Source organism: Agrobacterium sp. 22-214-1 (assembly GCF_053522465.1).
On record NZ_JBNWCK010000001.1, the window covers coordinates 1,647,343 to 1,671,794 of the forward strand.

Below are 24,452 nucleotides of genomic sequence, written 5' to 3' on the forward strand. Positions count from 1 at the left end.
GTCATGGAGGCCCGTCCGCAGGGGACAGTGCGCTGCAGCGCGACGGGGCAAAATTAGAAGAAGATTGCTAATTAAGCCCTAAAATTACTTCGTCGCGCCAAGCATAATCAGTGTTCGTAGTGGGCCGAGATGATTTTCCATGCATCGTCAGCCGTTTCAGCGAAATGGAGCAGATTCATATCTTCAGGTGCGATGGTGCCGAAATCCGCCAGGAATTCGAAATTGATCACCGATCGCCAGAATTTCTCTCCGAACAGGATGAGCGGAATGGGCTCCATGCGTTTCGTCTGGATGAGCGTCAAGGCCTCGAACAATTCGTCCAGCGTGCCGAAACCGCCGGGGAAGATCACCACCGCCTTCGCCCGCATCAGAAAATGCATCTTGCGAATGGCGAAATAGTGGAAGTTGAAGCTCAGTTCCGGTGTCACATAGGGGTTCGGCGCCTGCTCGTGCGGCAGGACGATGTTGAGGCCGATAGACGGGCCGCCGGCATCGGCAGCGCCGCGATTGCCCGCTTCCATGACACCGGGACCGCCGCCGGTGACAACGACATATTCGAGGTGGTCGGATTTTGCGGCATAGTCGGTGCAGAGACGGGCGAATTTGCGCGCCTCCTCGTAATAGACCGAGGATTGCTCCAGATTGCGCTTCTGCGTCTCGTTGCGCGCCGCCCAGGCTTCGCCGCCGGGTTCCGGAATGCGGGCGCCGCCGAACATGACGACCGTGGATTTGATGCCGCGCTCGGTCAGCGCCATTTCCGTCTTCAGCAGTTCCAATTGAAGCCTGACGGGGCGCAATTCCTCTCGGCAGAGGAAATCCATGTCCACATAGGCGAGGCGATAGGACGGGGAATCCGACTGCGGTGTTTTTTGAACGACCTCGGCCTGCTGCTTGTCCACGGCACTACGCTTCAAGGGGTCCCATACCCCGTCCTTGCGCCGCAACTTGCCGTTTTTCAGTCGTGTCATTTCCATGCCTTTCGTCTGACGCGCCAAATCACCCAAATCACATTGACGCCTTTCCAACACTCCCTTAGATCAAATGACCAAAGCCTTCCAGCGGCGCGGGACCATCCGTGACCACGAACACCACGCGACTTTAAGGAATTTTCCATGAGCCTTACGGATCTCACCTCCCTCGAAACCATCATCGAAACCGCCTTCGACAACCGCGATGGTGTGAACGTATCGACGAAGGGCGAGGTTCGCGACGCCGTGGACACATCTCTTCAACTTCTCGATAGCGGCAAGGCACGCGTGGCCGAAAAGCAGGCTGACGGAAGCTGGAAGGTGAACCAGTGGCTGAAAAAGGCCGTGCTTCTCTCCTTCCGCCTGAACGACATGGAGATCGTCACCGGCGGACCGGGCGAATCCACCTGGTGGGACAAGGTGCCGTCGAAATTCGAAAACTGGGGTGAAAACCAGTTCCGCGCCGCCGGTTTCCGCGCCGTGCCGAACGCCGTCGTGCGCCGCTCCGCCTACGTGGCCAAGAACGTCGTGCTGATGCCCTCCTTCGTCAATCTCGGCGCCTATGTCGATGAAGGCACGATGGTCGATACCTGGGCGACCGTCGGCTCCTGCGCGCAGATTGGCAAGAATGTGCACCTCTCCGGCGGCGTCGGCATTGGTGGCGTTCTGGAGCCGCTGCAGGCGGGCCCGACGATCATCGAGGATAATTGCTTCATCGGCGCACGTTCGGAAGTCGTCGAAGGCTGCATCGTGCGTGAAGGCGCGGTTCTCGGCATGGGCGTTTTCATCGGCAAGTCGACCAAGATCGTTGATCGCGCCACCGGCGAGATCACCTATGGCGAAGTCCCGCCCTATTCCGTCGTCGTTGCCGGCACCATGCCGGGCAAGCCCTTCCCGAACGGCGAGCCGGGCCCGAGCCTCTATTGTGCCGTGATCGTCAAGCGCGTCGATGAAAAGACCCGCTCCAAGACCGGCATCAACGAGCTTCTGCGCGACTGATATAAAGCGACTGCCATGACCACGACCGATCCCGTTGCCAATCTCGCCGCCCTTATCCGTTGCCCTTCGGTGACGCCTGCGGAAGGCGGTGCGCTTTCCCTGCTCGACACCCTGCTTTCTCCGCTTGGTTTCCAGGTGGACAGGATGGTGGCGAGCGAGGCGGGAACGCCTGACGTGGAGAACCTTTATGCCCGGCTCGGCACCGAGGGTCCGCATCTGATGTTTGCTGGCCATACGGATGTCGTTCCGGTGGGCGATGAGGCCGCATGGAGCCATCCGCCCTTTGCGGCCGAAATCGCCGGCGGCGAAATGTTCGGTCGCGGTGCAGTGGACATGAAGGGCGGCATCGCCTGTTTCGTTGCCGCCATTGCCCGCCATATCGAAAAACACGGCAAGCCGCAGGGCTCCGTTTCTTTCCTGATTACAGGCGATGAGGAAGGCCCATCGATCAACGGCACTTCCAAGCTGCTGGAATGGGCGGCCGCCAAGGGCGAGACATGGGATGCCTGCGTGGTTGGCGAGCCGACCAATCCCGACCAGCTTGGCGACATGATCAAGATCGGCCGCCGGGGATCACTTTCGGGCCGCATCACGGTCCATGGCGTGCAAGGCCATGCCGCTTATCCGCATCTCGCCGACAATCCCATTCGCGGTTTGCTGCAACTGACCCATGCGCTGATGCATCCGCCCTTCGATCATGGCACCGACAATTTCCAGCCCTCCAACCTGGAAGTAACGACCGTCGATACCGGTAATGCCGCCACCAATGTGATCCCGGCGCGGGCGACGGCCTCCTTCAACATCCGTTTCAACGATACGTGGACCGCAGAGAGCCTGCGCGCGGAAATCGTCCGCCGCCTCGATGCCGCCGCGGCGGAAGGCGAGCTTCGCCCCGACCGTGCACCGGTGAAATACGACATCGTCTGGGCGGACCGCCCGGCCCATGTCTTTCTTACCCGGAACAATGCTCTCATCTCGTCGCTTTCCGGCGCGGTGGAAGCCGTGACAGGCAAGGAACCCAAGCTTTCGACCACCGGCGGCACCTCGGATGCACGCTTCATCAAGGATTATTGCCCGGTGGTGGAATTCGGCCTCGTCGGGCAGACCATGCATATGGTCGATGAGCGTGTGGCCGTTGCCGATCTCGAAACGCTGACGCGCATTTACGAGACCTTTATCGAACGCTGGTTCGCCCATGCCGACGGCAAGTGAAATAAGGCTCTATCTGACGGGCCTGTGGCTTCTGCTGCTCGGCGACCATAATGGCGCACGTTATCTGGACCTTTCAGAGCGCGGCATGTGGCGGTCCTTCTATTCCGCCCTCTGGTGCCTGCCCGCCATGCTGGTTTCCTGGCTGTGGCTGCGCGCCGCCTTCCTCGCCAGCTATCCGCCCGGCACCGGAACGGGCTTCATCTTCTTCTTCCGTCTGGCAATGGTCGAGGCCATCTGCTGGATCGTGCCGCTGCTGTTGATCGGCATGCTGCTCTTTGCTTTCGGCGCACGGGAAAAATTCGCGCCGCTCGTCACCACCATGAACTGGCTGTCGCTGCCTTTTTCCTACGCCTATGCGGTTCTGATCCTGATCGCATTCTTCCTGCCGCCCTTGCAGGGGCTGATCGCCATTCTCTGGCTGGCGCTGCTTCTGTCGCTGGTCTTCGCCTTCTCGCGAATTGTGCGGTTCTTCATCCGCGACCAGTCACTGCTCGTCTCGGCCATCGTCATGACGCTGCTGGTGCCCGGCATGCTTCTGTCGGAAGCGCTGCAGCGTTTTCTCGGTGTTTACCCGGCCTGAGAACCGGCGTGGGTTTTAGCGGTCAGTCCGCGTCCTCAGCCATATCGGCTTCAGGGTGCCTGGGACGCGGCGGAATGACGTCGGGATAATCGACCTGCATGAAATAGAGACCGTCCGGCGGCGCGACCGGGCCGCAGGCCTTGCGATCCCGCGCCTCCAGTGCGGCGCGCACATCCTCGGGCGTCATCGCGCCTTCGCCCGCCAGTTTCAGCGTGCCCGCGAAAGAACGTATCTGGTTATGCAGGAAGCTTTGCGCGGTCGCACGTATCTCGATGAGATCGCCGGTGCGCGTCACATCCAGCCGGTCGAGCGTGCGCACCGGGCTGTTCGCCTGACAATGCACGGAGCGGAAGGTAGTGAAATCATGCCGGCCGACGAGCATCTGGGCGGCTTCATGCATGCGCTCATGGTCCATGTCCTTCGACACCCACCATGCCCGCTTGTGCTCCAGCGCCAGCCGGGCCTTGCGGCAGATGATGCGGTAAAGGTAATGCCGACGAAGGGCGGAAAACCGGGCGTCGAAATCCTCGGTCACGGAAGCGGCATCGAGGACGGCCACGGCTTCACCCGCCATAGCGAGATGCGCATTGAGCGCGTTGCAAAGCTTGTAGGGCTCCCAGTTTCGGGAAAGATCGACGTGGACGACCTGCCCGACGGCATGCACGCCGGAATCGGTGCGGCCGGCCCCGCGAATGGAGACGCTCTCTCCCGTCAACGAGCGAACCGCAGCCTCCAGCGCACCCTGAACCGACGGGCCGTTATCCTGTCTCTGCCAGCCATAATAAGGCGTGCCGTCATATTCGACAGTCATGCGGAAACGTGGCATCAGCCGAGCCTCGTTGTGGCCGGAACCGGTGTCCCGCGCACGAAATCGGCCGCCGACATCGGCTTGCCGCCCGCCTTCTGCAGACGGGTGAGCCGCACGGCGCCGCTGCCGCAGGCAATGGTAAGGGCGTCATCGAGCGCCGCGCCCGCTTCTCCCATGCCGCTTGCCAGTTCGGAGGCCAGAACCTTCACGCGCTCCGCCCTGCCGCCGATGTCCATTTCCAACCATGCGCCGGGAAACGGCGAAAGGCCGCGAATGTGATTATGCACGTCCTGCGCCGGCCTCGAAAAATCGATGCGGGTCTCGCCCTTGTCGATCTTCGCGGCGTAGAGAACGCCTTCTTCCGCCTGCGTGACGAGCGGCAGGTCGCCGGCTTCCAGCTGGTCCATAGCCTGCCGCATCAGCCGCGCTCCGGCCAGCATCAGGCTGTCATGCAATTCTCCGGCGGTCATGTTCTCGTCGATCGCGACTTTGGCGGTCAGCGCGACGGGGCCGGTATCGAGCCCCTTTTCCATTTTCATGACCATCATGCCGGTCTCGGCATCGCCGGCCATGATGGCCCGCTGGATGGGGGCAGCGCCGCGCCAGCGCGGCAGCAGCGAGGCGTGGCCGTTATAACAGCCAAGGCGCGTGCCGTTGAGGATCGCTTCCGGCAGCAGCAGCCCGTAAGCAACGACGACCGCCACATCGGCATTGAAATCCCGGAACTGCTGGCGATCTTCCTCTGCCTTGAAGTTCACCGGCGTCAGCACAGGCAGGCCCAACAGTTCGGCGGCCTGATGCACCGGGGACTTCTGCAGATCGAGGCCACGACGGCCGCCGGGACGCGGCGGCTGGGTGTAGACCGCAACGATCTCGTGGCCGGCCTCCACCAGTGCACGCAGGGTGGGAACGGAAAATTCCGGCGTACCCATAAAAATGATGCGAAGAGCCATCGTCGCCCCCTGCCCTGTCATCCATTCCGGTCCAGAGAGGACGGATCAGATCTTTGCGCGGGCCGCTTTCGTGAATTTCTTGATGACCATGTCGCGCTTCAGCCGCGAAATATGGTCGATGAAGAGAACGCCGTTCAGGTGATCGATCTCATGCTGCAGGCAGGTGGCGAGCAGGCCATCCGCCTCGACCGTCTGCTGCCTGCCGTCACGGCCGACATATTGCACCGTGAGCGACGCGGGACGCTCCACCTCGGCGTAATAATCGGGGATGGAGAGGCAGCCTTCCTCATAGGTCGAGACATCGTCCGACACCTTGAGGATTTCCGGATTGATGAAGACGATCGGGGTCTTTTCCTCGCCTTCACGCGCAACGTCGATCACCAGCATGCGGCGCGCCACGCCGATCTGAATGGCGGCGAGGCCGATACCCGGCGCATCATACATGGTTTCCAGCATGTCGTCGGCAAGACGCAGCACCTCGGCATCCACCTTTTCGATGGGCTTCGATTGCTGGCGCAGCACGGGATCGGGCAAAATGATAAGCGGTTTGATGGTCATGGCTTCCCATAACGTATCTCTTGCGCGGAGGAAATAAAAAACACGAGGTTCAAACCGCCTCCGGCATCCGCCCCGCCCGACTCATTTCCGCCGCAGGAATGTTCTTGTTTTGATCTTCCGAATCACAAGAAACCTGCTAGATTTAATCATGAGCATAGATTTCTCCGTTCTCCTCGATCCCGCGTTACGGGCCGGCTCCGTCGACATCAGCTTCGGCGCGCTGCTCGCGGCTCTGGTTTTCGGTCTGGTAACCATCTGGCTGGTGACGGCGAGCCGTGCGAAGAAAGCGGGAGCCGATGGCGAAATCTCCGACCTCCTGAAAACACAGTCCGAACTGCATGGCCGCATCGCCGCCATGGCGGAAACGCTCGGCACCCGCCAGACCGAGATGAGCCAGACGCTGAACCAGCGCCTCGACGGCATGTCGCAGCGCCTTGGCGAAACACTGACGGAGCAGACCCGGTCGACGCATGAGAATCTGAGCCGCCTGCAGGAGCGCCTCGCGGTCATCGACGCCGCGCAGGGCAATATTCAGGATCTGGCCAAGGACGTCGTCGGGCTTCAGGCCATCCTTTCCAACAAGCAGACGCGCGGCGCCTTCGGACAGGCCCGCATGGAGACGCTGATTGCCGATGCGCTTCCGGCCGGGGCCTTCCAGTTGCAGCCGACACTTTCGAACGGCTACCGGCCGGACTGCACCATCAAGATGCCCAACAATGCCCCGCCGCTCGTCATCGACGCCAAGTTTCCGCTGGAGGCATGGAACGCCATCAAGGCGGACGAAACACCCGAAACCAAACGCGCCGCCGTGCAGCAGTTCCGCCGCGATATGGAAGTGCATATTCGCGACGTGGCCGAGAAATACCTCATCCGCGGCGAGACGCAGGATACGGCCTTCATCTTCGTGCCGTCCGAATCGATCTTCGCCGATATCCACCAGCACTTCGAATATCTGGTGCAGCGCGCCCACCGTGCCCGTGTCGTCATCGTTTCGCCGTCGCTTCTGATGCTGTCGGTACAGGTCATCCAGTCCGTGCTCAAGGATCAGCGCATGCGCGAGCAGGCGCATCTCATTCAGGGTGAAGTGGCATTGCTCATGGACGATGTGCGGCGGCTGGACGACCGGACGCGCAAGCTGCAGGCCCATTTTGGATTGGCCCAAAAAGATATCGACATGATGCTGATCTCCTCCGACAAGGTGCTGGCGCGCGGCCAGAAAATCGAAGGTCTCGATTTTTCACCGACGGAAAAAGAGACTTCGCATGGGGAAATCGAGCAGGCCCGACGCTTTGCCGAGAACAGGGCGGGAACGGCAAAGTTGCGGGTGGTTGACGACGAGTGATCCGCTCGGGCAAAGTCGCCGCCTTGCTTGAATTCTATACGGATACGCCCTCCATGATTACTGTTTTCGGCTCCATCAACATGGACCTCGTCGCCACCGCCAAACGCCTGCCCAAGCCCGGTGAAACCGTGACGGGCGAGACCTTCTCCACGGCCGCCGGCGGCAAGGGAGCCAACCAGGCGTTGGCCGCACGGCGTGCGGGCGCCACGGTCAAGATGGCAGGGGCTGCGGGCGATGACACCTTTGCCGCGCCGGCGCTGACATTGCTGCGCGACGCCGGCACCGACCTCTCACTGGTGAAGACCACGCCCGGCCCTACGGGGACGGCAGTGATCCTTATCGGCGAAGGCGGGGAAAACATGATCTCGGTCATTCCCGCCGCCAACGGTGAAGTCTCCGCATCCGACGCCGCGAAAGCCCTGGCGGAAATGTCGGCAGGCGATATTTTGATGCTGCAGTTCGAGATACCCGCGTCCGCTATCGAAGCGGCGCTGACGGCTGCGAAGGCAAAGCGCGTCACCAGCGTCATCAATACTGCGCCACTGACCGCCGATGGGCCGCGCCTTGCGGGCCTTGCCGATATCGTCATCGCCAACGAAACCGAGTTCGAATTGTTGATCGGAAAGAACGGCCTTTCCGGTTCTGAGCGGGAAAACGAACTGAAAGCCCTGCATGGCAGGACCGGCCAGACATTGATCGTGACGCTTGGTGCCGATGGCGTGATCGCCATGCGCAACGGCAAGGTTTTCCGGGCTTCCGGCCTCAAGATCGAACCGGTCGATACGGTCGGTGCAGGCGACACCTTCTGTGGTTATCTCGCCGCCAGCCTCGATCAGGGCATGGATTTCGAAAGGGCGCTGAAGCGCGCCGCCGTCGCAGGTTCGCTCGCCTGCACCCGCGCCGGCGCCCAGCCTTCCATTCCGCTTGCCGCGGAAGTGGATGCGGCCCTCTGAGGGATCAGCCGCTCAACGACGAATGAAGGTGAGATAGGCCGAGCTGCGGCCTTCTCTTTTCGCCTTGTTCTCATAACGCGTGCCCGGCCAGTTGACGTAGGGCGTGCGCCAGTCATCAGCGCTCGTCGCTGTCCATTCGAAGCCGCCATGGCGGGCGCAATGCTGCAGCGTCCAGTTGACGTAGGTATCGATATCGGAAGCGAAGCAGAACTTTCCGCCGGGTTTCAGCACACGATGGAAGCGGGCAAGGTTGACGTCTGAAACGAAACGACGCTTCCAGTGCTTCTTCTTCGGCCACGGGTCGGGATAGAGAAGGTCGATATGATCGATCGATCCCTCGGGCAGCCAGTCCAGCAATTGCGTCGCATCATCGTCGTAAAGGCGGATATTCATCAACTCGCGTTCGCGCACGGCGGCCAGCAGCTTGGCCATGGAATTGACGAAGGGTTCCACGCCGATGAAACCCATCTCCGGGTTTTCAACCGCGCGGTGGGCGAGATGCTCGCCGCCGCCGAAACCGATCTCCAGACGGATCGATCGCACATCCGCGGGAAAAAGAGCGGCGAGATTTTGCGGCGGGGCGCTTTCCAGATCGATTTTCAGCAAAGGCAACAGGTTCTCGATTGTATCGACCTGCTGATTGCGCAGGGGCTTGCCCTTGCGTCTGCCAAAAAAAGCTTCCGTCGCGCGCGAACGCCGTTCTTCCGTCATCTCATACTCTCAAGAACAAATAGACTTAACCCGCACAGCGCCAGATGAGGCACTGTGCGGGTTACAAAGTTGGTGACGGTATCTCTCAATCGCCGCCAAATGACAAGGGCGATATCCCCTGCACATATTCCCGGACGTAAAGCCGCTGTGGCCTTACTGGAAATGCCTCAGGCGCTCAAAGCTTCCTTGAGCGGCTTTACCAGATCGAGCTTCTCCCAGGAGAAGGAGCCGTCACGGCCGGCCTTGCGGCCGAAATGGCCGTAGGAAGACGTCTTGGCGTAGATCGGCTTGTTGAGATCGAGATGACGGCGAATACCCGACGGCGAAAGGTCCATGACCTTGCGGATCGCGGCCTCGACCTGATCTTCGCTGACCTTGCCGGTGCCATGCAGATCGACATAGATCGACAGCGGCTGGGCGATGCCGATTGCGTAGGAAATCTGGATCGTGCAGCGCTCGGCAAGACCGGCAGCCACGACGTTCTTGGCGAGATAACGGGCGGCATAGGCGGCGGAACGGTCGACCTTGGTCGTGTCCTTGCCGGAGAATGCACCGCCGCCATGGGGAGCGGCGCCGCCATAGGTGTCGACGATGATCTTGCGACCCGTCAGGCCGGCATCACCATCAGGACCGCCGATGACGAACTTGCCGGTCGGGTTGATGTACCACTGGCAATCGTCAGCGATCTTCAGGTCGCCCAGAGCTTCGCGGATATAGGGCTCGACAACGGCGCGAACCTTCTTCGAATCCCAGCTTGCATCGAGATGCTGCGTGGACAGAACGATGGATACGGCTTCCGCCGCCTTGCCGTCGACGTAACGAACCGTGACCTGGCTCTTGGCGTCGGGGCCGAGCTTTGCCGCTTCGCCTTCGCCGCTTTTACGGGCGGTGGCGAGCAGCTGCAGGATACGGTGGGAATAATAGATCGGAGCCGGCATCAGGTCCGGCGTTTCCTTGCAGGCGTAACCGAACATGATGCCCTGGTCGCCAGCGCCCTCGTCGCCCTGTTTGTCGGAGGCGTTGTCCACGCCCTGCGCGATGTCAGCCGACTGCGGATGCAGGAGAACGTCGATCTTGGCGGTCTTCCAGTGGAAACCATCCTGCTCGTAGCCGATGTCGCGGATTGCCTTGCGAGCGGCGGACTTGAACTTCGAGGGGTTGATGACCGGATGGCCAGCGGCGTCCTTGAGGACCTTGCCGTCCTTGTCCTTCTTCAGAAGCGTATCGGGAACCCGAACCTCACCGGCGATAACGACGCGGTTGGTCGTCGCAAGCGTTTCGCAGGCAATGCGCACGGTCCACGGGTCAACGCCCGTCTTGGACGCTTCACGATAGATGAGATCCACAATTTCATCGGAAATACGATCACAAACCTTGTCCGGATGACCCTCGGCCACGGACTCGCTGGTGAACAGATAATTGGCACGCATGCGGGATTCCCCTCAAAGAACGGTCTTGGAGTTTGTTAGTCATTTCGGCCGTGAAAAACAAGGACACAACCACATAAATATATCTTTATGTGAGAATTCCTTTCTAATCGGGCACAAAAAAACGGTCCTTGCGGACCGTTGAGTGCCCGGCATCCCGTGCCGGAAATTTTCTGCGTCGCGCGGGCTGCGCTTACTCGGTGTCACCTTCGGCGGCGAGCGCCTTGACGAGATCGACGAGACGGCGGCGAACCTTCGGGTCGGCGATCTTCACGAAGGCGCGGTTCAGCTGCAGACCTTCAGCCGAGGACAGAAAGTCGACCACGTAGTTGGAGCTCGACGCCTCCGCCATGCCGGGTGTACCGCCAGCCTGATCGCCGGGTGCATCTTCGAAGAAAAAGGAAACGGGCACATTGAGGATCGCGGAAATATTCTGGAGGCGGCTGGCGCCCACGCGGTTCGTGCCTTTTTCATATTTCTGGATTTGCTGAAAGGTAATTCCCAGACTTTCACCCAGCTTCTCCTGGCTCATTCCGAGCATGGTTCTGCGAAGGCGAATTCGGCTTCCGACATGAATGTCGATGGGGTTAGGCTTTTTCTTATTCTCGGTCATCATGCGGTCCTGACACTCGGAAAGGGTTGATATCTCGCTTCGCTACTATTCGAAGAAATGAGTCGGCAATTCGACAGCGTCTAAACTTGTTTTACGACTGACGTATTCACTATGCAATTACAGGGGTTCCCGGTCAATTCTGGCGCCGAGCGAAACTCAAGGCGGGAAATACCGCAACGATCATCAAGATAGAAAAAATCAACCAGAAATACGTCCGATGTGTGTCGTAAGTAAATGCGTCGTTTGACCCACCACTCAAAGTGGCGTCAACAATTCCCACCCGACCGTAATCGAGTCCCGCAATAATGCGGCCATAGGGGTCTATGACAGCGGAAATTCCGGTATTGGCACCGCGAATCACCGGCACGCCCGTCTCAACGGCCCGGACTCTCGCCTGCAGAAAATGCTGATAGGGGCCGGGCGTATCGCCAAACCAGCCATCATTGGTCACATTCAGGATGGCGGCCGAGCCGGCCAGCCCCGGCGTCATCTCACCCGGGAAAATGATCTCGTAACAGATGAGAGGATAGAAGGTCTTGCCCGAAGGAAGCGTGAGCGGCGTGCGCGATGAGGCGGCGGAAAAGCCCCCCGGCAGGGCGATGACATTGTCGATGCCGAATTCCCGCAGGATGCCTTCAAAGGGGACATATTCGCCAAAGGGGGTCAGATGCACCTTGTCGGTCGCGCCGATGATCTCGCCCTGGCTGTCGATCGCATAGACCGAATTGTAATAACGCGGCGGGCGGCCTGCCCCCTGATCTTCCATTCTGACGGCGCCGGTGAACAGCACCTGTCCATCCTCGAGCGTTTTGGCGATTTCCGCCAGAGCATCCGGGTTTTGCGTCAGAATGAACGGCACGGAGGTTTCCGGCCAGACGATGATATCAGGGCGCTTTTTTCCTTCGCCGGGCGGCAGCGCAGAGAGCCGCAGATGCTCGCCAAAAATCTCCGCCCTGTCCGCGTTCAGCATCTTGCGTGACTGATCGATTGAAGGCTGCACGATCCGAACGGTCAGTGCGTCTGCGGGCACCTCCGCTGGCGTCTGGAGACGGTAGAAGCCATAACCGAAATGACCGGCCAGCAGCAGGCCCGCCACAACGAGACCCGGCCACATGCCTTTTTTCGTGCCTATCAGCGCGGGCGAGGCGAAGATGAAAACCGCAAGCGTCGTTATACTGAAAAGGCCAAGCAGATGTGCCGACTGCATCATGATCGGGATGGGCATGATGCCGTAGCCGATGGCGTTCCAGGGAAAGCCGGTGGCCAGGAAGCTGCGCAGCCATTCCGAAAAGCCGAATGCGGCAGCAAGCGCAGCGATACGGCCGAGGCCCTCCGACCAGAGGAAATTGGCTGCGGCAACCGCAAAACCGTAAAACAACGCCAGAAAAGCGGGAAGGCCAAGAATGGCGAGCGGCAGCGCCCAGGCGAATTCATCGGCCTCCAGCAGGAGAGCATTGCCGAGCCACCACAGGCCCGCGACGAAATAACCGAGCCCGAAACACCAGCCAATGCCGAAGGCCGGCAGGATGCGGCTGAAGAGGCCGCCGCCCGGCTTTCCGGTGCAGCCATCCACGAGCCAGACAAGCAGAGTGAAAGTCAAAAATAGCGCCGCGAAAAAGCCGAATGGAGGCAAAGCGAGCGCCCCGACCGCACCTGCGGCAATCGCCATAACTGCGCGGCTCATGCCGCCGGCCAGCATTACCCTGCCTGCAAGACGCTCCATGCCATCTCCGTTTATGCGCGTCCGGAAAAGCCCGCCGCCGACAAGGCCGCGCCACGGAATTTCCCCTCAGACCCGACGTAAAGGAAAAAAGATTCGCAGTCCACAGGAGGCATGGCGACCGAGGCGCCATGTGTTCTTTTCGACGCCGAACACGGGCATTCATACCTGTCGGATTGACATGTCGAAAGGTGGAAGCGACGGAGAAAACCCCGTCACCCTTTCTTAATCGGCGTTGTGCTGGTGCGTGATAAGGCGGACATCCGGCGCAGGCAGCGCAATCACCTCATTGGCGCCCGCTTCGCCCGGAGCGCGATCATCCTCACCTTCAGAGCCGTGATCACGGACGATACGAACGCCCTTGATGCGCCTGCTATCCGCATCGAGGATCTGGAACTCGAAACCTGGCACGGCCCTGACCACCTCGCCCTTGGCCGGAATGCGGCCGAGCGCGAAGAAGATGAGACCGCCGAGCGTATCGATTTCCTCCAGATGTTCACGCACATCGAATTCCGGCCCGATCGCCTCGGCAAGTTCGGTGAGTTCCGCGCGTGCATCCGCGACAAGCACATCGGCGGAAAGACGGGAGAACATCGCCTCGTCCTTGTCGTGCTCGTCATCGATGTCACCCACGACCATCTCGACGATATCCTCGTGGCTGACGAGACCGTCGGTGCCGCCATATTCATCGATCACCAGCGCAAGCTGGGTTCTCTGGGCCTGCATCGTCTTCAAGAGGTCGGAGGCCAGCATGGAGGGCGGTGCGAAAAGAATTTTGCGCACCAACCCGGCAGCGGCGACCGTCTGCTCCAGATCGACACGTGCCAGGTCGAAATTCGGCCGCGGTGAACGCGGCGCCTTCACCTCACCGTAAGCGACGCTCCGCGAACCGGCCCGGCGTTTGTTGCGGGCCTGCTTGGCGACATAGGCCAGCAGATCGCGAATGTGGATCATGCCCTTCGGATTATCCAGCGTCTCGTCATAAACCGGCATGCGGGAACGCCCGGTTTCCTCGAAGAGGATCAGCGCATCGCCGATCGTCATATTTTCATCGAGACCGTCGATGTCCACACGCGGGATCATGATATCTTCGACCCGAACCTCGCGGAAACGCAGGATATTGTTGAGCATCGCCCGTTCTTCGGGCGAAAAGGCCGCACCGATTTCGGTGTCGTCCATCAGCGCGTCGGTCAAATCCTCGCGCAGGCGCTCGCCCTGTGACGGTTTCAGCAACCGCGCGATGCGCGACCAGATCGTCGATCTCGGCTTTGCAGTGAAGTCTTGACGTAAGTGACTACTGCCCTCCTCCGAAGAGGACTGCTCGCCGTTTTCTCTGCCCTCATTGGCAGGTCGTGCAGAATGTTCGTTCATGGCTCCAGACAATATTTAAAGCGGTTCCTGACCCGCGTAAGGATCAGATAGGCCAAGCACCGCCAAAATGCGAGTCTCAAGCGACTCCATTTCTTCCGCTTCTTCCTCGTCCATGTGGTCGTAACCGAACAAATGCAGGAACCCATGGACGAGCAGATGGGTCAGATGATCCCCGAAACTCTTCTCAAGTTCAAGGGCCTCGCGTTCAACCGTCTCGCGCGCGATGACGATATCGCCCAGCATGGGGCCCGGCATTCCGCCCGGCTCCAGCGGAAAAGCCGGGAAAGACAGGACATTGGTTGCCTTGTCCTTGTCGCGCCACTCAGCGTTGATTTCGCGAATATTTTCGTCGTCGGTGAAGACCAGCGACAGTTCCACCGGCATTTTCGGGAAGGGTTGGTCCTCTTCCCGCTTCAGGAAATCGACCGCTGCATCGAGCACCCTGGTGGCAAAAGCAGCCAATTCCTCTTCCGAGGACCAGCCTTCGGCCTCGACGCTGATTTGAATATCCAGAACTGTCATTGTCTTTACGTCAGCTGCCCTTCACGAGGCTTTCATCCGGCACGGCCGTGTGGGATTCGTAAGCCCGGACGATGCGCGCCACCATCGGATGACGCACGACATCGACATCCTTGAAGCGCACGACGGACACGCCTTCCACATCGCCGAGGATTTGCAGGGCCTCGACAAGACCGGATTTCACACCGCGCGGCAAATCCACCTGGCTCGGGTCACCGGTCACGATCATGCGGCCGTTCTCGCCAAGGCGGGTCAGGAACATCTTCATCTGCATGGTCGTGGTATTCTGGGCTTCGTCCAGAATGACGGCGGCATTGGCCAGCGTGCGACCGCGCATGAAGGCCAGCGGCGCGATTTCGATGACGCCCGCCTGAATGGCGCGCTCCACCTTGTCGCCCGGCATCATGTCATAAAGCGCGTCATAAAGCGGGCGCAGATAAGGATCGACCTTTTCCTTCATGTCGCCGGGCAGGAAGCCCAGGCGCTCGCCCGCTTCGACGGCGGGGCGCGAGAGGATGATGCGGTCAACCGCCCCGCGCTCCAGAAGCTGCGCCGCATGAGCGACGGCAAGATAGGTCTTGCCGGTACCGGCGGGGCCGACACCGAAAACCAGTTCGGATTGCTCCAGCGCCCGCATATAGACATCCTGCGTCGGCGTGCGGGCAGCGATGGTCTTCTTGCGTGTGGAAATCTGCGCCATGGAAATCTTCGCCTTGCGTTCCATCGTCGGCAAGGTCAGCTGGTCGTCCGCGGCCATGGCCATGCGGATCGCGCCTTCGACATCGGAGACCTCGGCGGTTCCGCCCTTGAGCAGCCGTTCATAAAGGAAATCCAGCGCCCGACGAGCCTGATTGGTGGCAACGACATCGCCGGTGATGGCGACGGAATTGCCGCGCGGGCGAGCGTCGATATTGAGGCGCTGTTCCAGAAGCTTCAGGTTCTGATCGAACTGACCGAATAGCTCTCCCGCTATCCTGTTATTCTCGAACGTGAGGACGAAGTGATTGGCGTCGGTCGCGGCTTGGCGTGGCTGGCGCGATGAATTTGATACCAATTCGTGTGCGTTCAAGCGGTCAGGCTCCTGTCCCAATCAGTGTCGGCTCCTCACTCTAACTCCCTGCCACCTCGGCAAACAAGCTGTTTGGACCCGTTGCGGTGATTCGTACATTAACAATGTCACCGATTTTCAAAGTCTTTGCATCAAGATTCACGGATTGCAGCCATGGAGAGCGACCTATCAACTGCTCAGGCATGCGGCCGGGCTTTTCCAGCAGCACATCCATGGTTTTTCCGACCAGCGATTCCGCAAATTCCTTCTGCTGCCGCAGCAACAGGGCCTGCAATCTTTCCAGTCGCTCGGCCTTCACCTCTTCCGCAACCTGATCCGTGAGATCGGCTCCCGGCGTGCCGGGGCGGGTGGAATATTTGAACGAGAAGGCCTGCGCATATTTCACCGTCTCGACCATCGCCATCGTATCTTCGAAATCGCGATCCGTCTCACCGGGGAAACCGACAATAAAGTCTCCCGACATGGCGATATCAGGGCGGGCGGCGCGGATTTTTTCGATAAGCTGGATATATTCCTCACCCGTATGGCGACGGTTCATCGCTTTCAGAATGCGGTCCGAGCCGGACTGTACCGGCAGATGCAGATAGGGCATCAGGATGCGCAGATCGCGATGCGCGCCGATCAGGCGCTCGTCCATGTCGCGCGGATGGCTGGTGGTGTAACGAAGCCGTGCGAGGCCGGGAATTTCCGCCAGCCGGTAAAGCAGTTCGGCAAGGCCCCATTTCTCGCCCCTCGGGCCTTCGCCCTGCCAGGCATTCACATTCTGGCCGAGCAGTGTGATTTCGCGCACGCCTGCATCGACGAGCTTCATCGCCTCATCGACGATCTGGCGCACGGGGCGGGAGACTTCCGAACCGCGCGTATAGGGCACGACACAGAAGGTACAGAACTTGTCGCAGCCTTCCTGCACCGTCAGAAACGCCGTCACGCCGCGCGTGCGCAGCGTGACCTTTTCGGCGACAGGCAGGTGCTCGAACTTATCCTCGACCGCATATTCGGTTTCGATGACACGCTCGCCGCCACGCACCCGCTTCAGGGCGTCCGGCAGGCGATGGTAGGTCTGCGGGCCAATGACGACATCGACGGCGGGCGCACGGCGAAGGATTTCCTCGCCTTCCGCCTGCGCAACGCATCCGGCAACGCCGATCATGAATTCGCGGCCCTGCTCTTCGCGCGATTTTTTCATGTCGCGCAGGCGGCCTAGCGCCGAATAGACCTTTTCAGCCGCCTTTTCGCGGATATGACAGGTGTTCAGCAGTACCAGATCCGCCTCGCCCATATCCTCCGTCTGAACGTAACCGTCCTTCGCCAGCGCATCGCTCATACGGACGGAATCGTAGACATTCATCTGACAGCCATAGGTCTTGATGAAGACCTTTCTGCTGTTCGAACCCTCGCGGGCGATCATGGGTGGGGCGTCGAGGCCAAGCGTTTCCTGGGTCATGGCGGCTATCTAGTGTTTTTCACGGCCAGATTAAACAGAAAAATGCCGGAAAAGCTACGATCTCGCTAATTCCGCCAGCCGCCGCGCAGGCTGAAGGCCAGCATGGAGCGGATGGAGGCGGCGATATCGGTCGCCAGACGCTTGCGATTATCCGTGCTGTGAAATGGAACGCTATCACCGAATGTCACGTCGACATCGATGGCGCCGGCCCTGATGATGCCGAGTAGATGCGGCACGAGCGTGATGCTGCCCGGCCAGGCGGCGATGACACGATGGTAACGCCCCATGGCCATGCCCTGCACCCTTGTATAGGCAATGGCGACAGGCTGCACATAAACCAGCTTGCCCGGCACCTGTTCAGCGGCGGTGGAAGCCGCGCCGAACAGCGAGGATTTGACGGCAAGCATGCGGTTGCCGTCCGAGGTGGTGCCTTCGGGAAACAAAACGACGATCTCGCCATCGGCCATGCGGCTGGCGATCTCGCTCACCTGCGCGCCGGTGCTGCGTTTTTGCTCACGCTGCACGAAGATGCTTTTCTGCAGCCGGGCAAGCCAGCCGAACACCGGCCAGTCCCGCACTTCCGTCTTGGCGATGAACACCACATCGGCAATGCTGCCCAAAACGAGGATATCCTTCCACGAGGCGTGATTGACCGCCAGCATCAGCGGTTTCGCCCGCTCCACATCGCCATGCACATGCACACGGATGCCGAGAACATGGCAGGCGATGCGGTGCCAGAGGCGGGGAATGCGACGGCGAAGCCGCCAGTCGAAGGCAAGGCCCAGCAGTTGAAGCGGCAGCAAGACGAGCGTGACGATCAGCAGAACGACCGCGATATAGGCTGTCCGCAGCCACATCATGAGAAAAACGCCCGCTTGTTCACCGGCGTCTCAGTGTTCGCCGGGCTTCAACGGCACACCGTAAAGTTCCAACCGGTGATCCACGAGCTTGAAGCCGTGTTCCCTGGCGATCTTTTCCTGAAGGGCCTCGATCTCGGCCGAATGAAATTCGATGACCACGCCGTTCTTCAGGTCGATCAGGTGATCGTGATGTTCCTCGGGCACGGTCTCATAGCGCGAACGGCCGTCGCGAAAATCGTGACGCTCGATGATGCCGGCATCCTCGAACAGCTTCACCGTCCTGTAGACGGTGGAAATCGAGATGCGCGGATCCACGGCGGAGGAACGGCGGTAAAGCTCCTCGACATCGGGATGGTCGGCTGACTCCTGAAGGACGCGGGCGATGACACGGCGTTGATCCGTCATCCGCATGCCGCGTTCGGCACAAAGCTCCTCCAGCGTTTTCGAAAGGTCTGTCACGTCTTCTGGCCTTTTGAGAATTCCGGTTTGCGGCTTTCGCCGAAAAAATGCCTGTCGCAGGGAACTAGCGAAGATCGCGGCGCATGACAAGCGCCGTCGACTTCGTTCCATCCTTTGCTGTGTAATAGGCCTTGCGTTCCGCGACGGTTTTGAAGCCGAGCTTCCTGTAAAGACCCAGCGCAGAGGCATTATTATTATCCACCTCAAGAAACATGGTTTCGGCGCCGCGCATCATCGCCTCGCGGATGGCCGACTGCATCAGCCGCCAGCCGAGACCGGCGCGTGCGAACTTGTCGGCCACGGCAACGGTCAGGATTTCCGCTTCGCCCGCCACTTCCCGCGCCAGCACGAAACCACCGAGCGGCTTGCTGAAAAAAGCGTTGGTCTGGCGTGCGACAGCACCGAAAACAGCCCCTTGCGTCAGCAGCCCGGAAAACTCCCCGTCGTTCCAAGGGCGCGGAAAGCGCAGCGCATGCAACTCCGCCACCGCGGCGCAATCCTCATGCTGCATCGGCACGATCTCGAAATAGGGCTTCCAGCTCAGGTATTCGTCAAACATAGCAGGGATCGGGCATAACAAGAATCGGGCATCACAGGAATCATTCGCACAGGCTGACGAATGCCCTATCAGGCAACGCCCTGACGTGCCAGCGCAAAACCGGTCTGCGGCCGGGCATCCGGCCCGCGCAGATAAAGCGGCGCGGGTTTCGGCTGGCCAGCCGGCTTGCGCGCAGCAGCACGCGCGACCGAGGCAATCGGGAAGTGATCCGGTCCCGAACCCGCCTCCAACCCCGCCAAAAGCGGCGCGGCTGAGCCGATGACGGCGCCGTCGAAACCGGTAGTGACCGTTTTGGCGTCGTCCAGAGACAGAAGTGCAGCTTCGCGCAGCGGCGATCCATCCGCACCGAATGTCTGGAGATAGGCTTCGCCGCGTTTGGCATCCAGCCCGACGGCCACGGGCCGGCCGGGATTTTCGAGCAGATGATGAAGCGCCAGTGTTTCAAGCGTGGTGACGCCCACGGCCTCGACGCCGAGCGACAGGGCAAAGCCGCGCGCGGCGGCGACCCCGACGCGGATACCGGTGAAAGACCCCGGCCCGATGGTCACGGCGATACGCCCGACATTCTGGAGCGAGAGTTGCGCCTGCTCCAGAGCACCGTCGATCACCGCCATCAACCTTTCGGCATGGCCCTTGCCGATCGTTTCGCATACCTCGCCGAGCACCCTGTCGGAGGCGCTGTCATAAACGCAGGCGGAACAATCCACACCTGAGGTGTCGAGTGCGAGAACAATCATGATGGCCTGGCTTGCGCTTTTATACCGCTTCGACTTCGCGCACTTCCGGCACGAAATGGCGAAGCAGATTCTGAACGCCATGCTTCAGCGTGGCGGTGGAGGACGGGCAACCCGAGCAGGCGCCCTTCATGTTCAGGAACACCGTGCCGTCGCGGAAACCGCGGAAGGTGATGTCGCCGCCATCCTGCGCCACGGCGGGGCGGACGCGGGTTTCCAGCAGTTCCTTGATGGTGGCGACGATGGTTTCGTCACCCTCTTCGAAGAACTCGCCTTCCTCATCCGAGACTTCGGCAGCGATTGCCGTGCCCATGATTGGGCGGCCTGACATGAAATGTTCCATGATGGAGCCGAGAATGGCAGGCTTCAGATGCTGCCATTCCGCACCGTCCTTGGTGACGGTGATGAAATCGAAACCGAAATAAACGCCGGTCACACCCGGAATGGTGAAGAGGCGCTCTGCCAGCGGCGAAGCCTGCGCCTGCGACGGGTTGAGAAACTCAGCCGTACCGCTTTCCAGCACCACTTTGCCCGGCAGGAACTTCAGCGTCGTCGGGTTCGGCGTGGCTTCCGTCTGAATGAACATCGTCTGTCTCCTTCGAGGTCGCCGTTCACGCCCCGTAATTTAAAGCGCGTCGCTTCACGACCACGCGCTTTAAATTTTTTGCTACGCATGTCTTTATCCCAAAACCGGTTCCCACTTTTGGGAGACATGCTTTAGAATTCTTCCAAAAAATACGCCCGGCGAAGCTGCACTTCAAGCCCTGACATGATAATTACATTCAAGAAATCGTCAGCCCCTAAATCTTGTCCGGAACCCCGGATCAGCAGAGCGCGTCGATTTCCTCATCCGACAATGTATCCGGCAGCACGGTGACGGGAATGGGAAAGGCTGCCCCGCGTCCGGCGATGGAAGAAACAAGCGGTCCCGGCCCTTCCTTCGTCGAGCCTGCTGCCAGAACGAGAATCGCGATATCGCGGTCTTCCTCGATCAGCCCGTGAATCTGCTCGGTGGCGCTGCCTTCGCGGATCACCGCCTCTGGTTCGATGCCGATGGTCTCGCGCACCTTCTGGGCGATCTTGGCAAGCGTGGCTTCCGCCTCCTCACGCGCCTCGGCCCGCATGATCTGTTCGACACCCAGCCATTGCTGGAAATCGCCTTCCGGGATCATGTAGAGCAGCACCAGTCCGCCATTGGAGTTCTTGGCGCGACGACCGGCATAGTGCACGGCCCTTTCGCATTCCGGTGTGTCATCGATAACAGCGAGAAATTTGCGACGATGCCCTTCCAGACGCGACAGCCGTTTTGAAACCATTCCGCACTCCCTTAGGTCCGCCGTGATCCGAGAAACCGCCCGACGGTTCGGGCGGAGATTATATCAAATCACGGCAGGCGCAAACCGCCCGCCGCATTCGCGCAGCAGCGACCTGTCAGCGCAGGAAGCCGATGATGTCGCGCACCTCGTTCATCGTCTTTTCGGCAATGGTGCGTGCCCGCTCGCCGCCCTGTTTGAGGATGGCGTCGATATGGGTCGGGTCATCGAGAAGGCGGCGCATCTCGTTGTTGACGGGGGCCAGAACATTGACGGCAAGCTCGACGAGGGCCGGCTTGAAGGCCGAGAACTGCTGTCCGCCGAATTCGGAAAGAACATCCGCCTTGGTCCTGTCGGACAGCGCGGCATAGATGCCGACGAGGTTTTCGGCCTCGGGACGGCCCTTAAGACCTTCCACTTCGCTCGGCAGCGCGTCCGGATCCGTCTTCGCCTTCTTGATCTTCTTCGAGATCGCGTCGACATCATCCATCAGGTTGATGCGCGACAGATCGGAAGGGTCGGACTTCGACATCTTCTTGGTGCCGTCCTTGAGCGACATCACGCGCGGCGCCGGACCGCCGATCAGCGGTTCCACCATCGGGAAATAGGCGTGCACCGGCTCATCGCCGACTGTGATATCGAGGCCGAGACCGGCCTTGCGGATATGATCGCCGAAATCGATGTTGAATTTCTGGGCGATGTCGCGGGCAAGTTCCAGATGCTGCTTCTGGTCGTCACCAACCGGAACATGCGTGGCGCGATAGACGAGAATGTCGGCAGCCATCAGGCTCGGATAGGCGAGCAGGCCGAGCGACACCTGCTCGGCATTCTTGCCGGACTTGTCCTTGAACTGCGTCATGCGCTCCATCCAGCCGATGCGCGCCACGCAGTTGAACACCCATGCGAGTTCCGCATGCTGCGGCACGGCCGACTGGTTGAAGACGATGTGTTTTACAGGGTCGATGCCCGAGGCGATGAAGGCGGCCGCAATCGAGCGGGTCTGCGCCTTCAGGTCCGTATGAACGAGCTGGGCGGTGATGGCATGCATATCGACGACGCAATAGATGCAGTCGTTATCTTCCTGCAGCGCCACGAATTTGCGGATGGCGCCGAGATAATTACCGAGATGCAGATTGCCGGTCGGCTGGACGCCCGAGAAAACCAGCGGCTTGAATGCGTTCATTGTCGTCCTCGAAAAGGCTTGTGGAGGGCCCCGCCCCATGGTTGGAATTGCACGCGCGCTTATGCACCCGCAGCCCCCAGCAATCAAGCGGTTTCAGGGCATGTCAGCCGCGCGGTTCCAGAAGATCCCAGCGATTGCCATAAGGGTCGGCAAAGACCGCAACGGAGCCGTAAACCTCGTGGCGCGGTTCTTCCAGAAAGCGCACGCCGCGGGCGAGCATGGTCTCATAATCGCGTTGGAAATTATCGGTGTGCAGGAAAAATCCGACACGGCCGCCCGCCTGGTTGCCGATGGCAAGCCTCTGCGATTCACCGTCCGCCTGGGCAAGCAGCAGGGCACCGCCATCGCTGCCTTCAGGTTTCACCACCAGCCATCGCTTGCCATCACCAAGCGGCTGATCGGACAGGCACTCGAACCCGAGAACATTGCAATAAAACGCTTTTGCCCGATCGTAGTTATCCACGACAAGCGTAACAAGCGCGATGCGGCGGTTTTCGGCAAAGGACATCAGCCCGCCTCCGTTTCGACGTTCTTTTTGCCGCGCTTGCGGATGGCTCGCTTGACCATGCCGATATCGGCCCCACCCGAAACAAAGGCCAGCACGAAATAAACCAGCATGGCCGCGAAGACGAGAGCCATGATGGTGCCAGCCCGCACGAAAATGGACGAGGCGGAAGACAGTTCGAAAGTCAACCAGGTCAGCGCATAGTGCACGAAACCGGCCATCAACGCCGCAGCCAGCAGCAAACGCGGAATGCGGGTGAGCAGCGGAATATCCACCTGCCAGTGCCCGCGCCACAAGAGCATGCCGAACAACAGGGCGGCGTTCACCCAGCCGGCAGTGATTTCGGCAATGGCGATGCCCGGGCCCCCAAGACGCGGAAACAGTGTCAGCGCCAGGGAGACGTTCACGACGACGGAAATCGCCGCGAAGATCATCGGCGTACGCGTATCCTCGCGGGCGAAAAAGCCCGGAATGAAGGCCTTGATCAGCACGAAAGCCGGCAGGCCAAGACCATAGATACCGAGGATTTGCGCGACGGTGATCGTGGCCGAAGGCGAGAAGTTGCCGCGCTCGTAAAGGAAGCGCACGATGGGTTCCGCCATGACGAGAAGTGCTGCGGCAGCGGGCAATGTCAGGAACAGTACGAATTCGACCGAGCGGTTCTGCAGGCTTCCCGCCTCCACCATATGCCCGCCGCGCAAAGCCCGCGCCAGTTCCGGCAGAAGCACGGTGGCCACCGCGATGCCGACCACCCCGAGCGGCAGCTGATAAATCCGGTCCGCATAGGCAAGCGACGAGATCACGCCTTCGCCGGCAGAGGCGATATTGGTGTTGATCAGCAAATTGATCTGGGTAATGCCGCCGGTGATGGCTGCCGGCAGGGCTAGAACCAGAAGGCGCTGCACATTCTTCGTCAGCCGGGGCCTGCGGAAACCGATGCGCATGCCGGCATTGCGCACGGCGATCCAGACGATGGCAAGCTGCACCAGACCCGCCGCCATCACGCCCCAGGAGAGCGCATAACCCACCTGAAGCGGATCGTAATTTTTCCACCATGCCAAAGCGAGCACGCCGATGAGGATGATGTTGAGGAAAACGGGAGCAATTGCGGCTGCGAAATAACGATGCAGCGAGTTCAGCATGCCGCCCATCATTGCCGCCAGAGACATGCAGGCGAGATAGGGGAACATGATGGTGGCGAGATGGACGGTGTTGTCGAATTTCACCGGGTCTTCCAGAAAGCCCGGCGCGATCACCGTGCGCACGATGAACGGCATCGACAGTTCCATCAGGATCGTCAAGGCCAGAAGCACGGTGAACAGGACGCCGAAGACTTCCTCGGAAAAGCGTCTCGCGCCCTCCATGCCGTTCGCCTCGATTTCCTTTGCGAAAAGCGGCACGAAAGCCGAGTTGAACGCGCCTTCGGCAAACAGCCGACGGAAGGTATTGGGGAAACGGAAAGCGGCATTGAAGGCATCCGCCACCGGGCCGGTGCCGACGGCGGCTGCCATCAGGGTTTCTCGCAGGAAGCCGAAAATGCGGCTGCCGAGCGTGGCGGTGCCGACGGTGGCGAACTTGCCGATCAGGCTCAT

General features: G+C 60.3%; 26 protein-coding genes. 5 read left to right on the top strand and 21 right to left on the bottom strand.

The window, feature by feature from the left end; all coding sequences use genetic code 11:
* Positions 1 to 107: 107 nt before the first annotated feature.
* Positions 108 to 974 (bottom strand): LOG family protein, encoded by an 867-nt coding sequence (locus ACQZ5G_RS08285; protein ID WP_003520044.1) that lies wholly within the window; start codon positions 972 to 974, stop codon positions 108 to 110.
* Between the two features lie 138 nt (positions 975 to 1,112).
* Between ACQZ5G_RS08285 and dapD the strand changes: the two genes are divergently transcribed.
* From dapD to ACQZ5G_RS08300, 3 genes are read left to right on the top strand one after another with little or no spacing between them, the layout of a single operon-like run.
* Positions 1,113 to 1,967, top strand: a complete 855-nt coding sequence (gene dapD, locus ACQZ5G_RS08290) for a 2,3,4,5-tetrahydropyridine-2,6-dicarboxylate N-succinyltransferase (protein ID WP_003520045.1) — start codon at positions 1,113 to 1,115, stop codon at positions 1,965 to 1,967.
* 15 nt (positions 1,968 to 1,982) lie between these two features.
* The gene (dapE, locus tag ACQZ5G_RS08295; protein WP_003520046.1) at positions 1,983 to 3,179 is read left to right on the top strand and encodes a succinyl-diaminopimelate desuccinylase; all 1,197 of its coding nucleotides are present in this window, start codon (positions 1,983 to 1,985) and stop codon (positions 3,177 to 3,179) included.
* Positions 3,163 to 3,759, top strand: a complete 597-nt coding sequence (locus ACQZ5G_RS08300; protein ID WP_003520047.1) for a hypothetical protein — start codon at positions 3,163 to 3,165, stop codon at positions 3,757 to 3,759. The genes dapE and ACQZ5G_RS08300 overlap by 17 nt, the downstream gene beginning before the upstream one ends.
* Positions 3,760 to 3,781: 22 nt before the next feature.
* On the opposite strand, the gene truA is transcribed toward ACQZ5G_RS08300, so the two are convergent.
* From truA to def, 3 genes are read right to left on the bottom strand one after another with little or no spacing between them, the layout of a single operon-like run.
* Positions 3,782 to 4,585, bottom strand: a complete 804-nt coding sequence (truA, locus tag ACQZ5G_RS08305) for a tRNA pseudouridine(38-40) synthase TruA (protein ID WP_448737227.1) — start codon at positions 4,583 to 4,585, stop codon at positions 3,782 to 3,784.
* Complete coding sequence (gene fmt, locus ACQZ5G_RS08310; RefSeq protein ID WP_448737226.1) at positions 4,585 to 5,520, bottom strand: methionyl-tRNA formyltransferase; 936 nt, start codon at positions 5,518 to 5,520, stop codon at positions 4,585 to 4,587. Before fmt ends, truA begins: the two co-directional genes overlap by 1 nt.
* A gap of 45 nt (positions 5,521 to 5,565) precedes the next feature.
* Positions 5,566 to 6,078, bottom strand: coding sequence for a peptide deformylase (def, locus tag ACQZ5G_RS08315; RefSeq protein ID WP_448737225.1), 513 nt, complete (start codon positions 6,076 to 6,078; stop codon positions 5,566 to 5,568).
* Positions 6,079 to 6,226: 148 nt separating this feature from the next.
* Between def and ACQZ5G_RS08320 the strand changes: the two genes are divergently transcribed.
* Positions 6,227 to 7,420 carry a DNA recombination protein RmuC gene (locus tag ACQZ5G_RS08320; protein ID WP_304982087.1) on the top strand — a complete coding sequence of 398 codons (1,194 nt, stop codon included), beginning with the start codon at positions 6,227 to 6,229 and terminating at the stop codon, positions 7,418 to 7,420.
* Positions 7,421 to 7,473: 53 nt separating this feature from the next.
* Complete coding sequence (locus ACQZ5G_RS08325; RefSeq protein WP_448737224.1) at positions 7,474 to 8,373, top strand: ribokinase; 900 nt, start codon at positions 7,474 to 7,476, stop codon at positions 8,371 to 8,373.
* A 12-nt stretch (positions 8,374 to 8,385) separates the two neighbouring features.
* On the opposite strand, the gene trmB is transcribed toward ACQZ5G_RS08325, so the two are convergent.
* The 17 genes from trmB to murJ form a co-directional block, all read right to left on the bottom strand.
* Entirely contained in the window at positions 8,386 to 9,084 is a 699-nt protein-coding gene (gene trmB / locus ACQZ5G_RS08330) for a tRNA (guanosine(46)-N7)-methyltransferase TrmB (RefSeq protein WP_448737223.1), read from the bottom strand.
* Between the two features lie 167 nt (positions 9,085 to 9,251).
* Positions 9,252 to 10,514: a methionine adenosyltransferase gene (gene metK / locus ACQZ5G_RS08335; RefSeq protein ID WP_003520054.1), complete on the bottom strand. Its 1,263-nt coding sequence runs from the start codon at positions 10,512 to 10,514 to the stop codon at positions 9,252 to 9,254.
* Positions 10,515 to 10,704: 190 nt separating this feature from the next.
* Complete coding sequence (locus ACQZ5G_RS08340; protein WP_448737222.1) at positions 10,705 to 11,124, bottom strand: helix-turn-helix domain-containing protein; 420 nt, start codon at positions 11,122 to 11,124, stop codon at positions 10,705 to 10,707.
* 133 nt (positions 11,125 to 11,257) lie between these two features.
* A complete protein-coding gene (lnt, locus tag ACQZ5G_RS08345) occupies positions 11,258 to 12,847 on the bottom strand; it encodes an apolipoprotein N-acyltransferase (RefSeq protein ID WP_448737221.1) in 1,590 nt (529 codons plus the stop codon).
* Between the two features lie 222 nt (positions 12,848 to 13,069).
* Positions 13,070 to 14,215, bottom strand: coding sequence for a hemolysin family protein (locus ACQZ5G_RS08350; protein WP_448737220.1), 1,146 nt, complete (start codon positions 14,213 to 14,215; stop codon positions 13,070 to 13,072).
* Positions 14,216 to 14,230: 15 nt separating this feature from the next.
* A complete protein-coding gene (ybeY, locus tag ACQZ5G_RS08355; protein ID WP_448737219.1) occupies positions 14,231 to 14,737 on the bottom strand; it encodes an rRNA maturation RNase YbeY in 507 nt (168 codons plus the stop codon).
* A 10-nt stretch (positions 14,738 to 14,747) separates the two neighbouring features.
* Positions 14,748 to 15,803, bottom strand: coding sequence for a PhoH family protein (locus ACQZ5G_RS08360; protein WP_020812441.1), 1,056 nt, complete (start codon positions 15,801 to 15,803; stop codon positions 14,748 to 14,750).
* Between the two features lie 40 nt (positions 15,804 to 15,843).
* A complete protein-coding gene (gene miaB, locus ACQZ5G_RS08365) occupies positions 15,844 to 17,247 on the bottom strand; it encodes a tRNA (N6-isopentenyl adenosine(37)-C2)-methylthiotransferase MiaB (RefSeq protein ID WP_448737218.1) in 1,404 nt (467 codons plus the stop codon).
* Between the two features lie 65 nt (positions 17,248 to 17,312).
* Positions 17,313 to 18,107: a lyso-ornithine lipid O-acyltransferase gene (gene olsA / locus ACQZ5G_RS08370; protein WP_059759361.1), complete on the bottom strand. Its 795-nt coding sequence runs from the start codon at positions 18,105 to 18,107 to the stop codon at positions 17,313 to 17,315.
* Between the two features lie 30 nt (positions 18,108 to 18,137).
* Positions 18,138 to 18,566, bottom strand: coding sequence for a Fur family transcriptional regulator (locus ACQZ5G_RS08375; protein ID WP_003503749.1), 429 nt, complete (start codon positions 18,564 to 18,566; stop codon positions 18,138 to 18,140).
* A gap of 64 nt (positions 18,567 to 18,630) precedes the next feature.
* Complete coding sequence (locus tag ACQZ5G_RS08380) at positions 18,631 to 19,125, bottom strand: GNAT family N-acetyltransferase (protein WP_059759360.1); 495 nt, start codon at positions 19,123 to 19,125, stop codon at positions 18,631 to 18,633.
* 68 nt (positions 19,126 to 19,193) lie between these two features.
* Positions 19,194 to 19,862, bottom strand: a complete 669-nt coding sequence (gene tsaB / locus ACQZ5G_RS08385; protein WP_448737217.1) for a tRNA (adenosine(37)-N6)-threonylcarbamoyltransferase complex dimerization subunit type 1 TsaB — start codon at positions 19,860 to 19,862, stop codon at positions 19,194 to 19,196.
* A 19-nt stretch (positions 19,863 to 19,881) separates the two neighbouring features.
* Positions 19,882 to 20,445: a NifU family protein gene (locus ACQZ5G_RS08390; protein WP_059759355.1), complete on the bottom strand. Its 564-nt coding sequence runs from the start codon at positions 20,443 to 20,445 to the stop codon at positions 19,882 to 19,884.
* 238 nt (positions 20,446 to 20,683) lie between these two features.
* The gene (locus ACQZ5G_RS08395) at positions 20,684 to 21,175 is read right to left on the bottom strand and encodes a universal stress protein (protein ID WP_003503758.1); all 492 of its coding nucleotides are present in this window, start codon (positions 21,173 to 21,175) and stop codon (positions 20,684 to 20,686) included.
* Between the two features lie 115 nt (positions 21,176 to 21,290).
* Positions 21,291 to 22,355 (bottom strand): tryptophan--tRNA ligase, encoded by a 1,065-nt coding sequence (trpS, locus tag ACQZ5G_RS08400; protein WP_059759352.1) that lies wholly within the window; start codon positions 22,353 to 22,355, stop codon positions 21,291 to 21,293.
* Positions 22,356 to 22,458: 103 nt separating this feature from the next.
* On the bottom strand, positions 22,459 to 22,863 hold the full coding sequence (locus ACQZ5G_RS08405; protein ID WP_448737216.1) for a VOC family protein: 405 nt from the start codon (positions 22,861 to 22,863) through the stop codon (positions 22,459 to 22,461).
* Positions 22,863 to 24,452, bottom strand: coding sequence for a murein biosynthesis integral membrane protein MurJ (gene murJ, locus ACQZ5G_RS08410; protein WP_448737215.1), 1,590 nt, complete (start codon positions 24,450 to 24,452; stop codon positions 22,863 to 22,865). Before murJ ends, ACQZ5G_RS08405 begins: the two co-directional genes overlap by 1 nt.

Bases quoted from the DNA above. Each gene is read 5' to 3' on its own strand.
- ACQZ5G_RS08285 (WP_003520044.1), bottom strand. From the start codon at position 974: ATGGAAATGACACGACTGAAAAACGGCAAGTTGCGGCGCAAGGACGGG.
- dapD (WP_003520045.1), top strand. From the start codon at position 1,113: ATGAGCCTTACGGATCTCACCTCCCTCGAAACCATCATCGAAACCGCC.
- dapE (WP_003520046.1), top strand. From the start codon at position 1,983: ATGACCACGACCGATCCCGTTGCCAATCTCGCCGCCCTTATCCGTTGC.
- ACQZ5G_RS08300 (WP_003520047.1), top strand. From the start codon at position 3,163: ATGCCGACGGCAAGTGAAATAAGGCTCTATCTGACGGGCCTGTGGCTT.
- truA (WP_448737227.1), bottom strand. From the start codon at position 4,585: ATGCCACGTTTCCGCATGACTGTCGAATATGACGGCACGCCTTATTAT.
- fmt (WP_448737226.1), bottom strand. From the start codon at position 5,520: ATGGCTCTTCGCATCATTTTTATGGGTACGCCGGAATTTTCCGTTCCC.
- def (WP_448737225.1), bottom strand. From the start codon at position 6,078: ATGACCATCAAACCGCTTATCATTTTGCCCGATCCCGTGCTGCGCCAG.
- ACQZ5G_RS08320 (WP_304982087.1), top strand. From the start codon at position 6,227: ATGAGCATAGATTTCTCCGTTCTCCTCGATCCCGCGTTACGGGCCGGC.
- ACQZ5G_RS08325 (WP_448737224.1), top strand. From the start codon at position 7,474: ATGATTACTGTTTTCGGCTCCATCAACATGGACCTCGTCGCCACCGCC.
- trmB (WP_448737223.1), bottom strand. From the start codon at position 9,084: ATGACGGAAGAACGGCGTTCGCGCGCGACGGAAGCTTTTTTTGGCAGA.
- metK (WP_003520054.1), bottom strand. From the start codon at position 10,514: ATGCGTGCCAATTATCTGTTCACCAGCGAGTCCGTGGCCGAGGGTCAT.
- ACQZ5G_RS08340 (WP_448737222.1), bottom strand. From the start codon at position 11,124: ATGACCGAGAATAAGAAAAAGCCTAACCCCATCGACATTCATGTCGGA.
- lnt (WP_448737221.1), bottom strand. From the start codon at position 12,847: ATGGAGCGTCTTGCAGGCAGGGTAATGCTGGCCGGCGGCATGAGCCGC.
- ACQZ5G_RS08350 (WP_448737220.1), bottom strand. From the start codon at position 14,215: ATGAACGAACATTCTGCACGACCTGCCAATGAGGGCAGAGAAAACGGC.
- ybeY (WP_448737219.1), bottom strand. From the start codon at position 14,737: ATGACAGTTCTGGATATTCAAATCAGCGTCGAGGCCGAAGGCTGGTCC.
- miaB (WP_448737218.1), bottom strand. From the start codon at position 17,247: ATGACCCAGGAAACGCTTGGCCTCGACGCCCCACCCATGATCGCCCGC.
- olsA (WP_059759361.1), bottom strand. From the start codon at position 18,107: ATGATGTGGCTGCGGACAGCCTATATCGCGGTCGTTCTGCTGATCGTC.
- ACQZ5G_RS08380 (WP_059759360.1), bottom strand. From the start codon at position 19,125: ATGTTTGACGAATACCTGAGCTGGAAGCCCTATTTCGAGATCGTGCCG.
- tsaB (WP_448737217.1), bottom strand. From the start codon at position 19,862: ATGATTGTTCTCGCACTCGACACCTCAGGTGTGGATTGTTCCGCCTGC.
- ACQZ5G_RS08390 (WP_059759355.1), bottom strand. From the start codon at position 20,445: ATGTTCATTCAGACGGAAGCCACGCCGAACCCGACGACGCTGAAGTTC.
- ACQZ5G_RS08395 (WP_003503758.1), bottom strand. From the start codon at position 21,175: ATGGTTTCAAAACGGCTGTCGCGTCTGGAAGGGCATCGTCGCAAATTT.
- trpS (WP_059759352.1), bottom strand. From the start codon at position 22,355: ATGAACGCATTCAAGCCGCTGGTTTTCTCGGGCGTCCAGCCGACCGGC.
- ACQZ5G_RS08405 (WP_448737216.1), bottom strand. From the start codon at position 22,863: ATGTCCTTTGCCGAAAACCGCCGCATCGCGCTTGTTACGCTTGTCGTG.
- murJ (WP_448737215.1), bottom strand. From the start codon at position 24,452: ATGAGCCTGATCGGCAAGTTCGCCACCGTCGGCACCGCCACGCTCGGC.